The sequence below is a fragment of the Saccharopolyspora sp. NPDC003752 genome (assembly GCF_053605825.1).
The window spans coordinates 80,990-94,414 of sequence record NZ_JBSGJZ010000006.1 but is presented as its reverse complement, the minus strand read 5'-3'; the positions used below and the strand labels follow the sequence as shown (position 1 = coordinate 94,414).

General features: G+C 70.0%; 12 protein-coding genes. 5 read left to right on the top strand and 7 right to left on the bottom strand.

Annotation, left to right across the window (positions count from 1 at the left end; all coding sequences use genetic code 11):
- Positions 1-9 precede the first annotated feature (9 nt).
- Positions 10-1,971, bottom strand: a complete 1,962-nt coding sequence (locus ACWEV3_RS10050; protein ID WP_452613512.1) for a glycosyltransferase — start codon at positions 1,969-1,971, stop codon at positions 10-12.
- A 1-nt stretch (position 1,972) separates the two neighbouring features.
- Positions 1,973-3,163 carry a UDP-galactopyranose mutase gene (gene glf / locus ACWEV3_RS10045; RefSeq protein ID WP_452613511.1) on the bottom strand — a complete coding sequence of 397 codons (1,191 nt, stop codon included), beginning with the start codon at positions 3,161-3,163 and terminating at the stop codon, positions 1,973-1,975.
- Positions 3,164-3,448: 285 nt separating this feature from the next.
- Between glf and ACWEV3_RS10040 the strand changes: the two genes are divergently transcribed.
- Positions 3,449-4,690, top strand: a complete 1,242-nt coding sequence (locus ACWEV3_RS10040) for a glycosyltransferase 87 family protein (RefSeq protein ID WP_452613510.1) — start codon at positions 3,449-3,451, stop codon at positions 4,688-4,690.
- Positions 4,691-5,176: 486 nt separating this feature from the next.
- On the top strand, positions 5,177-6,208 hold the full coding sequence (locus ACWEV3_RS10035) for a peptidoglycan recognition protein family protein (protein WP_452613509.1): 1,032 nt from the start codon (positions 5,177-5,179) through the stop codon (positions 6,206-6,208).
- Between the two features lie 31 nt (positions 6,209-6,239).
- Here the strand turns inward: ACWEV3_RS10035 and ACWEV3_RS10030 are convergent, their stop codons facing one another.
- On the bottom strand, positions 6,240-7,052 hold the full coding sequence (locus ACWEV3_RS10030; RefSeq protein WP_452613508.1) for an HAD family hydrolase: 813 nt from the start codon (positions 7,050-7,052) through the stop codon (positions 6,240-6,242).
- 126 nt (positions 7,053-7,178) lie between these two features.
- On the opposite strand from ACWEV3_RS10030, the gene ACWEV3_RS10025 reads away from it, so the two are divergent.
- On the top strand, positions 7,179-8,051 hold the full coding sequence (locus tag ACWEV3_RS10025) for an LLM class flavin-dependent oxidoreductase (protein WP_452613507.1): 873 nt from the start codon (positions 7,179-7,181) through the stop codon (positions 8,049-8,051).
- A gap of 45 nt (positions 8,052-8,096) precedes the next feature.
- On the top strand, positions 8,097-8,654 hold the full coding sequence (locus tag ACWEV3_RS10020; protein ID WP_452613506.1) for a hypothetical protein: 558 nt from the start codon (positions 8,097-8,099) through the stop codon (positions 8,652-8,654).
- On the opposite strand, the gene ACWEV3_RS10015 is transcribed toward ACWEV3_RS10020, so the two are convergent.
- Entirely contained in the window at positions 8,655-9,245 is a 591-nt protein-coding gene (locus ACWEV3_RS10015) for a helix-turn-helix domain-containing protein (RefSeq protein ID WP_452613505.1), read from the bottom strand.
- 96 nt (positions 9,246-9,341) lie between these two features.
- On the opposite strand from ACWEV3_RS10015, the gene ACWEV3_RS10010 reads away from it, so the two are divergent.
- Positions 9,342-9,977, top strand: a complete 636-nt coding sequence (locus tag ACWEV3_RS10010) for an endonuclease (protein ID WP_452613504.1) — start codon at positions 9,342-9,344, stop codon at positions 9,975-9,977.
- Positions 9,978-10,078: 101 nt separating this feature from the next.
- Here the strand turns inward: ACWEV3_RS10010 and serS are convergent, their stop codons facing one another.
- The 3 genes from serS to ACWEV3_RS09995 form a co-directional block, all read right to left on the bottom strand.
- A complete protein-coding gene (gene serS, locus ACWEV3_RS10005; RefSeq protein WP_452613503.1) occupies positions 10,079-11,341 on the bottom strand; it encodes a serine--tRNA ligase in 1,263 nt (420 codons plus the stop codon).
- Between the two features lie 118 nt (positions 11,342-11,459).
- On the bottom strand, positions 11,460-12,629 hold the full coding sequence (locus ACWEV3_RS10000) for a glutathionylspermidine synthase family protein (RefSeq protein ID WP_452613502.1): 1,170 nt from the start codon (positions 12,627-12,629) through the stop codon (positions 11,460-11,462).
- A 3-nt stretch (positions 12,630-12,632) separates the two neighbouring features.
- Complete coding sequence (locus ACWEV3_RS09995) at positions 12,633-13,304, bottom strand: hypothetical protein (protein ID WP_452613501.1); 672 nt, start codon at positions 13,302-13,304, stop codon at positions 12,633-12,635.
- Positions 13,305-13,425: the final 121 nt, after the last annotated feature.

The window sequence follows — 13,425 nt, the reverse complement described above, 5'->3', positions numbered from 1 at the left end:
GAGTCGGGGTCACTTCTTGTCGAAGACCTGTTTCCAGGACTCCGCACTGGTCAGCTCGGGCAGCGCGGCGCGGTAGGCCGACCGCAGCCGGCCCCATTCCTGCGCCAGCCGCTTGTAGTTCGCCAGCGCGCGCAGGCCGAGCCGGCGGAACTCCTCCGGGTCGCGGCGCCGGAACGCCACGCCGCTGCCGTCGGCGTTCGACACGGTCGCGCTGTCCAGGTTGCCCAGCAGGAACCACCGGGCGGCGGCAGCGGGCACGTTCAGCTGGGGCCTGTCGGAGGCCGCCTTCGTCGGCTCCTTGAGGTTGTGCAGCAGCGCCTTGGACGCGCGGGCCGCGATCACCGCCGGGTTCACCGGCGGCTTGAGCAGGCCCTCGGCCATGATCGGGTCCGCCGACGGCGGCGGGAACTCGCGCGCCGACGGCAGCGTCTTGGCGTCGTCGTAGTCCTTGCGCAGCTCGCGGACCTCCGGCAACGCCGTGCGCAGCGTCTCGAACAGCCCGTCCGGGCCGGCCATGAAGTCCTCGATCGCCTTCTGCTGCACCGCGACCGTGGAGTACTCCATCGACAGCAGGTGCCGGAGCGTGAGCTTCAGGCCCTGCTTGACGATGTTGGACTTGACTTCCTCCGGGCTGTGCAGCGCGGCCAGGATCAGCCGGTTGCGGGTGTGGAAGTACGCGGTCCAGTCCGTGGCGTCGTTCTTGTCGGTCCACGGCATGTGCCAGATCGCCGCGCCCGGCAGCGTCACCGTCGGGAACCCGTGCCCGCCCGCGCGCAGCGAGTACTCGGAGTCGTCGTGCTTGATGAACAGCGGCAGCGGCAGCCCGGTGCGCTCGATGACCTCGCGCGGGAACAGGCACATCCACCAGCCGTTGTAGGTGGAGTGGATGCGCTGGTGCAGCTTGGCCGTCTTGCGCAGCGTCTTCTTGGCGAAGTCGTGGTCGATGACCGCGCCCGGCGCGGCCCGCCAGATGCCCTGCGCGAGGTCGACGACCTCGCCCATGGTGTGCAGCCGCGAGCGGGCCTGCAGGTTCAGCATCTGGCCGCCGACGATCACCGGGTTCGACGCCGCGCGCGCGAACGCGTTGGCGCGGAGCACGCCGTCGGGCTCCAGCGCGATGTCGTCGTCGATGACCATGACCTGCTCGGCGTCCGAGTTGTGCACGCCCTCGTACATGACGCGGGTGAAGCCGCCGGAGCCGCCGAGGTTGTCCTGCTCGATGACGTGCAGCTTGTCGCCGATCCGGCGGGCGGCCTCGTCGAAGCCCTCGGTGTCGCGGATCTTCTGCGGGCCCTGGTCGGCCACCACGACCCGCTCCACGACGGCCATCACGTCCGGGTCCTCACCGAGCGTCTGCAGGGCGAGCACGCAGTCGGCGGGCCGGATCGTGGTGGTGCCGATCAGCACCTTCTGCTTGGGCAGCGGCACGTCGGTGGTCCACGCCGCCTCGTCGATCTCCAGCGCGGCGTCGTTGGTGAACAGGTCGAACCAGATCCAGCCGCCGTCCTCGAACGGCGTCAGCGCCACCCGGAACTCCAGCGAGGTCCAGTCCGGGCTGTCGACCGGGCTGCCCTGCAGGTGGACGCTGTCGCCGTTGGCCTTCGAGCGGTAGACGTCGAGCCGACCGGCCCCCTTGACCTTCAGCCGCAGCACGACCTCGTCGACCTTGGTCCAACGCTTCCAGTAGCTGGCCGGGAAGGCGTTGAAGTAGGAGGCCAGGGAGATCTTGCTGTTCGCGGGCACCACCAGGCGGCGGCGCGACACGACGGTCGCGGAGCTGTTCAGCGCCGTGGGCTCGTCGATGTACAGCGGGCGCACGTCCAGCGGGTCCTCGCCGCGCGGGAACACGACGCGCTGCAGCACCTGCTCGGGCGCCGCGTCAGCGGTTCCCTCGCGCACCGACGTCACGTCGCTGAGCTTGCTCTCGCCCGCGGCGGCGGCACGGTCCTCTCGGGGGGTCCGGTCGGTCACGTCAGTCCTCCAGCGAGCCGTCCAGCGAGCGCCCCTCGGTGAAGTACGGGGCGATCTTGTTGTCGAACATGCTCAGCGCCGAACCGATGGCCATGTGCATGTCCAGGTACTTGTAGGTCCCGAGCCGCCCGCCGAAGACGACCTTCCGCTCCTTGGCCTCCTTCTTGGCCAGCTCGCGGTAGGCCTCCAGCTTGCGCCGGTCCTCCGGGGTGTTGATCGGGTAGTACGGTTCGTCGCCGCTCTCCGCGGCCCGCGAGTACTCGCGGACGACGACCGTCTTGTCCTTCGGGTAGTAGTCGCGCTCCGGGTGGAAGTGCCGGAACTCGTGGATCCGGGTGTACGGGACTTCCTGGTCGGCGTAGTTCATCACCGACGTGCCCTGGAAGTCCCCGGTCGGCACGACCTCGGTCTCGAAGTCCAGGGTGCGCCAGCCCAGCTCGCCCTCGACGTAGTCGAAGTAGCGGTCCAGCGGGCCGGTGAAGACGACCGGCACGTCGGCGGGCAGCTCGGCGCGCACGTCGAAGAAGTCGGTGCTCACCCGGACCTCGATGTTCGGGTGGTCGGCCATCTTCTGCAGCCAGGCCGTGTAGCCGTCGACCGGCAGGCCCTCGAAGCTGTCGTTGAAGTACCGGTTGTTGAAGTTGTAGCGGACCGGCAGGCGGCTGATGACGGCCGCGGGCAGTTCCTTGGGGTCGGTCTGCCACTGCTTGGCCGTGTACCCGCGCACGAACGCCTCGTACAGCGGGCGGCCGATCAGCGAGATGGCCTTCTCCTCCAGGTTCTGCGCGTCCGCCGTGTTGATCTCGGACGCCTGCTCGGCGACCAGCGCCTTGGCCTCGTCCGGGGTGAACGAGCGGCCGAAGAACTGGCCCAACAGGCCCAAGTTCATCGGGAACGAGTAAATCTGCCCCTGGTACTTGGTGAACACCCGGTGCTGATAGTCCGTGAACTCGGTGAACTGGTTCACGTAGTCCCACACGCGTTTGTTCGAGGTGTGGAAGAGGTGCGCGCCGTAGCGGTGCACCTCGATACCCGTTTCGGGCTCCGCCTCCGAGTAGGCGTTGCCGCCGATGTGGTCACGTCGGTCCAGCACCAGCACCCGCTTGTCCAGCTGGGTGGCGGCGCGCTCTGCGATCGTGAGGCCGAAGAATCCGGAACCAACAACGATCAGGTCATAGCCTGCGAAGCTCACAGCCGTCGAGGGTAGCGGGGACGAACCACCGGCCCGAAACCGCGTTGACGTTCCAGGCTACGCATGGCTACGGGGCGTGTCGATATCGCTTCTGCGGGACGCATTTTCGCCCTTGATCAGGCATTTTTCACAACAGCGGGTGATTTCGGCAGTACCGTTCGCAGCTATTCCCGAATGTTATTACTCGTCAGGCGACCCGACCGGCGTGTCGTGCCTTCGATAACATCGCGCCCGGCGCGACGCGAGTGCGCCGCGCCGCATTCCAGGGGGCGGTGAGCATCGGTTTTGGCACGCGCACGTGATGGGCGGGTACTGCTGGTCGCGGCGGTGATCGTCGAGATCCTCGCGATCTGGTTCGTGCACTGGATCGACACCCGCGGCTACATGGACACCGAGATCTACCGGCTCGGTGCCCGCGCGTGGCTGAATGGCTACCAGGTGTACGGCGCCGACCTGACGCCGGAGACGCCGGACTACGGCACGTTGCCGTTCATCTACCCGCCGTTCGCGGCGCTGCTGTTCATCCCGCTGACCTGGCTGTCGGTGGACGGCGCGGTGGTGCTGGTGGCGGTGCTGTCGCACATCGCGATCCTCGTCACCGCCTACTCGCTGGCCCGCTCGTCCAGCTACCTCGCGCCGCGCGCCGGGCAGGTCGCGGTGGCCACGGCGGTGCTGATGCCGTGGTTCACGCTGATCGAGCCGTCCCGCGAGACGATCAACTACGGGCAGATCAACCTGGTGCTGATGGCGCTGGTCGCGGCCGACTGCCTGCTGCCGCGCACCCGGTGGCCGCGCGGGCTGCTGGTGGGCATCGCGGCGGCGATCAAGCTCACACCGCTGGGCTTCCTGCTGCTGCTCCTGCTGCGCCGGGACTACCGGGCGATGGCCGTGACCGGCGCCACCTTCGCCGCCACCGTGCTGATCGGGTGGATCGCCGCGCCGAAGGACTCGGCCGACTGGTGGCTGGAGAAGATGCTGTCCACGGGGGACTCCTTCGGCACCGTCTACGCCGGAAACCTCACGCTGCGGAGCCTGCTTGCGAAGCAGTCGCTGACCGGGTTCGAGCTGAACTCGCTGTGGCTGCTCGGTTCGGTGCTGCTGCTCGTGCTGGCGGTCCTCGGCATGCGGTACGCGCTGCGGATGGACAACGTGCCGCTGGCGCTGGTGCTCAACGCCGTGCTGGTGCTGCTGGTTTCGCCGATCTCCTGGTCGCACCACTGGGTCTGGGCCGGGCCGGCGCTGGCGCTGCTGTTCGCGATGTCGCTGCGGCACCGCTGGTACGGCGTGCTGCTCGCGGTCGGGTTGTGCGCGCTGACGGTGCTCGTCGGTCCGCAGTGGTACCTGCCGAACACCGAGGACCGCGAGCTGGACTGGACGTTCGCGCAGCAGGTCGTCGGCAACGCCTACACGCTGATCGGCATCGGTTTCCTGATCGCCGCCGCGGTCGCCTACCTCCGCTTCCGCCCGCCCCCGGACGCCCCGCAACTTCCATTGAAATCGAAGATCCGATTTCCATTGAAACCGTAGAAGTTGTCCACATCCTCCGGCGTGTCGTGTCCCGACACGCCGATGTCCCGCAATTTCAATGGAAATCGAAGATCTGATTTCCATTGAACGTTTTTCATCCTGGTCGGCCCGCAGCCGCGGCCCGCGAAGCCGTACGTCGATGAGGTGTCGCATGCGCCGCAGGCGCATAGCCCACCTACGCAGCTCGCACCGCCGCGGGTTCTCAGAGGCTTCCTGGCGAGGACGGCCCTGACGCCGTGTATTGGACATACATAAGTCAGGGCACCCACAGACCAGGGAGCCTCTGAGGTTCCGCCACCCGCACCGCCACGCAGAACGAGGTTGGAAAAACCTCATTGAAATTGCGGACGTTGTCCACATCGGACGGCGGAGGGTGGTCACTCGTCCAGAGCAGTTGGAGCGGCGGCTGATCGGCGCCCACCGCATACTCGCCTCGCACAGCCCAGATCGCCGTGCGGAAGCGAGGTATCGACCATGCGTCTCCGGTTGAGCGTTCCGATCGCACTGCTGCTCGCCTCCACCGCTCTGCCCGCCTCGGCGGAGCCCCCCGAGACCACCAGCACCCGGATCGCGTTGCGCGACGCGCCGCTGACCCGCGACGCGACGCGGGAGGTGCACGCCGACCGCGCTTTCGACCTGGTCGGACTGACCTGGCGCGGGCCGGCGCCGGAGCACATCGAGGTGCGCACCCGGACCGGTTCCGGCTGGACCCCGTGGACGCCGCTGGAGCCGATCGACTCGGCCCCCGACCGCGACACCCCGCAGGGCAGCGAACCGCTGTGGACCGGCCGCGCCGACACCGCGCAGGTGCGGGCCAGCCGGGGCGGCGTCGACGTGACCGGTGATCTGGAGCTCGTCGCGATCGACCCGGGCACGGCACCGGCCGCGGCGCCTCGCTCGACCGCTCCCGGCCAGCCGCCGGTCGTCGGCCGCGCGCAGTGGGGCGCCGACGAAGGCCAGATGACCTGGCCGCCGGAACGCACCGAGACCAAGGCCGTCGTGGTGCACCACACCGCGGGGACCAACGACTACGGCTGCCGCGAGTCGGCCGCCATCGTGCGGGCGATCTACCGCTACCACGCCGTCGAGCTGAAGTGGGGCGACATCGGCTACCACGCGCTGGTCGACAAGTGCGGCACGATCTTCGAGGGCCGCGCGGGCGGGCTGCGCGACGCCATCGTCGGCGGGCACGCGCGGGGCTTCAACCAAGGCACGTTCGGCGTGTCGATGATGGGCAACTACGACGGCGTCGTGCCGTCCCCCGACACCATCGAGTCGGTCGCGGCGATCAGCGCGTGGAGGCTGGGCACGGCGCGGGTGGCCGCGGACGGCCGCACCGAGCTGATCGCGGGGCCCGCCAACAACTCGCACTTCCCGGCCGGTGCGACGGTCCCGCTACCGACGATCTTCGGCCACCGCGACGTCAGCAGGACGGCCTGCCCGGGTCAGCGCGGCTACGAGCGACTCGACGAGATCCGCGCCCGCGCGACGGCCATGCAACGCGACCACCGGCCGTAACCCGTGACCGCAGTTTCAATTGAAACTGCGGTCACCACCAGCGGTCGAGGACGTGCGCGACGCCGTCCTCGGCGTTGGTGATCGTGACCTCGTCGGCCGCCGCCAGGGCCTCCTTGTGGGCGTTGCGCATCGCCACGCCGTGGCCCGCCCACTCCAGCATCGGCACGTCGTTGGGCATGTCGCCGAAGGCGATCACGTCCGCCTGGGCCACGCCGAGCTCCTCGGCCACCTCCGCCAGCCCCGTCGCCTTGTCCACGCCCGGCGCCGAGAGCTCGATCAGGCCCGCCGTGGTCGAGTAGGTCAGCTGCAGCTGCGAGCCCAGCACCTCGCCCGCCGCCGCGGCCATCTCCGCGCTGGTCATGTGCTCGTGCAGGACCAGCAGCTTCACCGCCGGCTTGCCGGTCAGCTCGTCGGTGCCGGCCACCCGGATGTCCGAATTCGGCCACGCCCGGCGGAAGCCCACCTCGGCGAGGAACTGCTCGTGCAGCCGGTCCCGCGCCCTGTCGGTGGTCCGCTCCACCGCGAAAGCGCAGCCCGGCAGCTCGTGCCGCAGCTCGCGGGCCACGTCGTGCAGCAGCACCGGGTCGATCACGTGGCTTTGCAGCACCCGGTCGGCGGCCGCGTCGTAGAGCACCGCGCCGTTCGCGCACACCGTCACCCCGGACACGCCCAGGCCCTCGACCACCATCGGCACCCAGCGCGGCGGACGCCCCGTGACCAGGACGAACGGCGTTCCCGACGCCACCACCCGCTGCACCGTCCGCGCGGTTCGCGGGCTCACCCGCTCCATCGGGTCGAGCAGGGTTCCGTCCACGTCCGATGCCACCAGGCCAGGTTTGCGCACGCCGCCATCCTGCCTGGTCCCGGTCGCCGCTCAGGAGCCGAGGACCCGCCGCCGCGACCCGGGCCACGTTTCCGCATCACCTGATCGGGTCGATAAGGGCGGGGCGGTACCAGTACGGTCGACGGCGTGCGAGTTGGGATCGTGATTTTGCCCGAACACCGGTGGTGGGCCGCCGAGCCGCTGTGGCGGATGGCCGAGGAGTACGGCTTCGCCCACGCGTGGACCTACGACCACCTCGGTTGGCGGTCCCTTGTGGACAAACCGTGGTTCGACGCGGTTCCGACGCTGACCGCGGCCGCCACGGTCACCTCGACGATCCGGCTGGGCACCCTGGTCGCGTCGCCGAACTTCCGGCACCCCGCGCACTTCGCGCGGGAGCTGACCGCGCTGGACGACATCGCCGACGGCCGCATCACCCTGGGCATCGGCGCCGGTGGCGTCGGCTTCGACGCGCACGTGCTCGGCCGCCCGGAGCTGACCGCCGGGCAGCGCGTCGACCGGTTCACCGAGTTCGTCGAGCTGCTCGACCAGATCCTCACCCGCGACTGCACCGACCACTCCGGCGAGTACTACACGGCCGTCCAGGCCCACCGGGCGCCCGGCTGCGTGCAGCTGCCCCGGATGCCGTTCGTGATCGCCGCCAACGGGCCGCGGTCGATGCGGCTGGCGGCCCGGTACGGCCAGGGCTGGGTGACCACCGGGCGGGAGGCCGACGACCCGGAGGCCTGGTGGCGGTCGGTCGGGGAGCTGTCGCTGCGGTTCGCCGAGGTGCTCGCCGAGCAGGGCCGGGACCCGGCGAAGGTCGACCGGTACCTGCAGGTGGACGCCGGTCCGGTGTACTCGATGTCCAGTGTGGACCACTTCCGGGACGTGGTCGGCCGGGCCGCCGAGCTCGGCTTCACCGACGTCATCACGCATTGGCCGCGGGCCGATGAGCCCTACGCGGGCAAGGAGTCCACCGTCGAGGAGATCGCCTCGGAGGTCCTCCCCGAGTTGTGACCTCCCCGTGACAACTCGAGCACGCTCCGGCGCATCTCACGGGGCATGCAAAGCACCACACGCTCCCGCCGGTTCGCCGTTCTGCCGTTCGCCGCGCTCGCGCTGACCGCGCTGGTCACCGCGGGCTGCGGGCAGACACCGGGCGGCACCACGGCAGCGGCACCGCAGCCGGCGGCGGGCACCGAGCAGAGCCAGCCGAGCACCGGATCGGACGAGAACACCGGATCCACCGAACCGACGCAGAAGAAGCGCTTCCCGAACACGACCTTCTACGCCGAGGTCGGCCACTACGACCGCGACAGCGGCATGCTGGAGTTCAAGGTCGCCAAGTACCAGGACCCGGGCCCGGACGCGGTGAAGGACAAGAAGTTCCTGGCGCCCGACCCGGCCGACTCGAAGACCCGCCAGCTGCACCTGTCCCAGGACGCGAAGGTCAACGCCGTGTACGGGCTCTGCTCCGACGAGCACGCCATGGCGGAACAGAGCTGCACCGGCAAGGAGATGGGCACGGCGCTGCGGTTCAACACGGACACCATCTACGCCGAGTTCAAGGTCGACGCGGACGACAACATCGTCGAGGTCAAGGAGATCTGGCAGGAGTGATCAAGCCTCGCCGCGGGGCGACGTCTGCAGCGTCGCCCCGACCGCGAGGAACTCCGCGGGCTTGCCGCCGAGCGCCGAGAGACGGTGCGGGACGCGGGAGCTGAAGCTGACGCTGTCGCCGGCCCGCAAGGTCGTCGTCCCCTGGTCGAACTCGACGTGCAGCTGCCCGCTGAGCACGTAGAGCCAGTCGTGGCCCTCGTGCCGGACCGGCCGCACTCCCTCGCTGGACGGCGAAATCCGGTAGCGGGCGGCGTAAAGCCCGGGGATCACCGCGCGCGGCGTCAGCACCTGCAAGGCCATGCCGTCGGTGTCGACCGTCGGCACCTCGTCGCCGCGCGACACCATCACGGCCGGCCCCGGCTTGTTGTCCGTGAACAGCTCGGACAGCCCGACGCCCAGCGCGGTCGCCAGCTGGGCCAGCACGTCCAGGGACGGTGTCGCGTCACCGCGCTCCACGTTCCCCAGCAGCGCCACGCCCAGGCCGGCCCGCTCCGCCAGGTGCGCCTGGTCCAGCCCGTGCGTCGCCCGCAGCCGGCGGATCCGGTCGCCGAGACCGGCCAGGGCGCGGGCCTGCGAAGGAGTGTCCGACACGCCCCCACCATAAGTCGGGTACCGCGGGCTCGCCGTGCTCGCAGGTGTGCCCCCGGCGGTCGCCGGGTAGGCCTTGCGCGGCAGGAGGTGGTGACGATGTCGGCGGAGAACGTCGTGCAACGCCTGCTGGACGAGGCGGGCACCACCTACGCCGCCCAGGCCGGGATCTCGCTGGCGAACAAGCCCGCCCCCCTGTACCGGCTGCTGGTGCTGGCGGTGCTGATGTCCACCCGGATCAAGGCCGAGCTGGCGGTGTCGGCCGCGCGGGAACTCGCGGAGTTCGGGACGCCGCAGAAGATGTGCGATGCGACCTGGCAGCAGCGCGTCGATGCGCTCGACCGCGGGCACTACGCGCGGTACGACGAGAGCACCGCGACGGCGCTCGGCAAGGGCGCGCAGCTGCTGATCGACCGGTACCACGGGGATCTCCGGCGGATCCAGGCGAAAGCGGACGGAGACATCGACGTGCTGCAGGAGAGGCTCACCGAGCTGCCCCGGCTCGGCCCGGTGGGCGCGGACATCTTCTGCCGCGAGGTGCAGCTGGTGTGGCCGGAACTCCGGCCGTTCTTCGACAAGAAGGCGCTGGCGGGCGCGGAGAAGCTGGGCCTGCCGACCGATCCGGACGAGCTCGCGGAGCTCGTCGAAGGGCACGAACTCGCCCGCCTGGCGGCGGCCCTGGTGCGGGCGACGCTGGACCGCGGTCTCGCCGCGGAGATCACCAAGGCGGCATGACGCCGCTGGTCACCGGGTTTCCGCAGTTTCAATTGAAACTGCGGGCCGGACACGGGCAGGGCCGCGGTTTCAATTGAAACTGCGGCCCTGCCCGTGGTCGATCACTTGGGTTCGAGGACCTCGCGGCCGCCGAGGAACGGGCGCAGCGCCTCGGGCACTCGCACCGAGCCGTCCGGCTGCTGGTGGTTCTCCAGGATCGCGACGATCCAGCGGGTCGTCGCCAGCGTGCCGTTGAGGGTGGCCGCGATCTGCGGGCGGCCGTCCTCGTCGCGGTAGCGGGTGTTCAGCCGCCGCGCCTGGAACGTGGTGCAGTTCGACGTCGAGGTCAGCTCGCGGTACGTCTGCTGGCTCGGCACCCACGCCTCGCAGTCGTACTTGCGGGCCGCGCTGGCACCGAGATCCCCCGCCGCCGTGTCGATCACCCGGTAGGGCACCTCGATCTTGGCGAGCATCTCCTCTTCCCACGCCAGCAGCCGCTCGTGCTCGTCGCGGGCCTCGTCCTCCCGGCAGTAGACGAACATCTCCAGCTTGTTGAACTGGTGCACGCGGATGATGCCGCGGGTGTCCCGGCCGTAGGACCCGGCCTCCCGGCGGAAGCACGTCGACCAGCCCGCGTAGCGCAGCGGCCCGGCGGAGAAGTCCACGATCTCGCCCGCGTGGTAGCCGGCCAGCGGGACCTCGGAGGTGCCGACCAGGTAGAGGTCGTCCTCCTCCAGCCGGTACACCTCGGTGGAGTGCGCGCCGAGGAACCCGGTGCCCTCCATGATCTCCGGGCGCACCAGCACCGGCGGCACGACCAGCGTGAAACCGGCGGCGGCGGCCTGCGCGGCGGCCATGTTCAGCAGCGCCAGCTCCAGCTGCGCGCCGATGCCGGTCAGGAAGTAGAACCGGGCGCCCGAGACCTTCGCGCCGCGCTCCATGTCGAAGGCGCCGATCGCGGTGCCCAGCTCGACGTGGTCCTTGATCTCGAAGTCGAACTCCCGCGGGACGCCGACGTGCTTGAGCACGGCGTAGTCGTCCTCGCCGCCCGGCGGCACGTCGGGCTCGACGATGTTGGAGACGGCCTTCTGGGCCCGCAGCAGCTCCTCGTCACCGGCCGACTGCTCCGCCTCGGCCTCCTTGACCTGGGCGGCGAGCTCCTTGGCGCGGGCCAGCAGGGCGTCGCGCTCCTCGCCCTTGGCCTTGCCGACCTGCTTGCCGAGCTGCTTCTGCTCCGCGCGCAGGTTGTCCGCCCGGGACACCGCGGACCTGCGACGCTCGTCGGCGGACAGCAGCGCATCCACCAGGGACGCGTCCTCTCCTCGCGCGCGCTGCGAAGCGCGCACCGCTTCCGGATCATCGCGTAGCGTCTTCAGGTCGATCACAGCTGGTCAGCGTAGTCCGCGCCGCCGACGTACCGACCCGCAGGGTGCGCTCAACGCCGTCGCCTGCGCGCACGGGTGCGAGGCACCCGGTTTCAGCGGGTCGCGAGGCTCGTAGGTGTCAGGCGGTGCGGGGGATGCGGTGCGGGACGAAGGCCGCGCCGTCGTCGGTGATCAGGCCCGCCGTCTCGCGGATGCCCAGGCCCGCCGAGGAGTCGCCGACCACCCAGGCGCCGAGCGCGGGGCGCATCCCGTCGAACTCCGGCAGCGGGTCGAACGCCTGGTAGACGTAGCCCTCCTCGCCGTACACGCCGCTCGTCTCGGTCTCCCAGCCCGGCGCGACGACCTGGATGTTGTTGCCCTCGCGGCCCAGGCGCGGCTTGCGCACGTACTCCGTGAGCAGCCCGGGCTGGTCGAGGAACGTCGGCAGCAGGTTCGGGTGCCCCGGGTGCATCTCCCACAGGATCGCCAGCAGCGCCTTGTTGGACAGCAGCATCTTCCACAGCGGTTCGATCCACTGCGTGGCCGGCAGCGTCTTGACGGCGTGCTTGCCGAAGTCGTCGTCGACCATCCACTCCCAGGGGTAGATCTTGACGACGGAGTTCATCGGCGCTTCTTCGAGGTCGACGAAGCGCTCCAGCAGGCTGTCCCAGCCGATCTCCTCGATGGGCAGGCCGACGGTGTCCAGCCCGGCCTCCGCGGCGGTCTCCTGCAGGTAGGCCGCGGTGATGTTGTCCTCACCGGTGACGTCGGCGGACGACCAGGTGAAGTGCGCCTCGCTGGTGGCCAGCTGATCCTTGATCTCGCCCCAGCGCTCGACGAGCTTCTCGTGGATGGAGTTCCACTGGTCGTCGCCCTCGTGGCACTCGGTCAGCCAGTGCCACTGCACGACCGCCGCCTCCAGCAGCGACGTCGGGGTGTCGGCGTTGTACTCCAGCAGCTTCGCCGGGCCGGTGCCGTCGTAGCGCAGGTCGAACCGGCCGTACAGGTGCGGGTCGTGGCGCTTCCAGGACTCGGCGATGTGCGGCCAGACCCACTCCGGGATGCCGAAGTCCTTGTAGCGCTCGGTGGTGACGACGTGGTCGACGGCGTCCAGGCACATCGAGTGCAGCAGCTCGACGTCGGCCTCCAGCGAGAGCACCTCGTCGAGGCTGAACTCGTAGTGCACGCCCTCGTCCCAGTAGGGCCGGGCCGAGCCGTCGGCCGCGCGCGCGGGCGTGCCGAAGACGAGCCCGAGCTCCTCGACCTTGGCCTGCCAGTCCGGTCGTCGTGCCGTGGTCCTGCGCTGCACTCGTCAGCTCCCGCTACTGCCGCTCTTGTTGTTGATGCCGAACCCACCGCGCTGGATGGTCTTGCCGCTGCTGTCCTTGATCGTCGAGCCGGACGGCTTGGTGAACGACGACCCGGACGCGGGCGAGCCGACCGGCGGCGCCGACACACCGGCGGGCGTGTAGGCGTACCGGTAGGAGTTGTAGCCGCCGATCCCACCACCAGGCAGGAAGATCGGCATGAAGAACATGCCGCCGCTGTGATAGCCCTGGTGGGTGTTCACGTAGTTCTCGTCGCAGAACTGGTCCTGGTCGCGGACTCCGGGCTGGCCGGACTGGTCCGTGGCGCAGTACTCCTGGGAGGCGTTGGCCTCGTTGCTGATCTCCGACGCGGAGTACATCGCGGCCACCAGCGCAACGACGCCGACCGTCGCACCGCCGCCGATCATGATGCGGCGCCGCCTCTTCGTCTTCGCCTCGGCAGCCGCCAGTTCGGCGTTGTGCTGCTCCTCACGGCGCTTCTCCGCGGCGATGCGGGCGCGCTGCTCGGCCAGCGTCGGCTCGCGCGGCGTCGTGTTCTCGTCCTGGTACCGGATCCGGCCGCGCCCCGCCGCGTCGGGCGACACCGGTTGCTCCGGTTGCTCCGGGTTGCCCGGCGGGTTCCCCCCGCCCCACTGCTGCCGGTCGTCGTCTGCCACTGGCTTGCCATCTTCCGTCATAGCCCCACTCCCGAACGCAACATTACCTACCGTGGCGACGTGTCCGGCAACGAATCGGTTCCGAACATCTGCGATGGCGCCGCGCACGCCGCCACGCGGC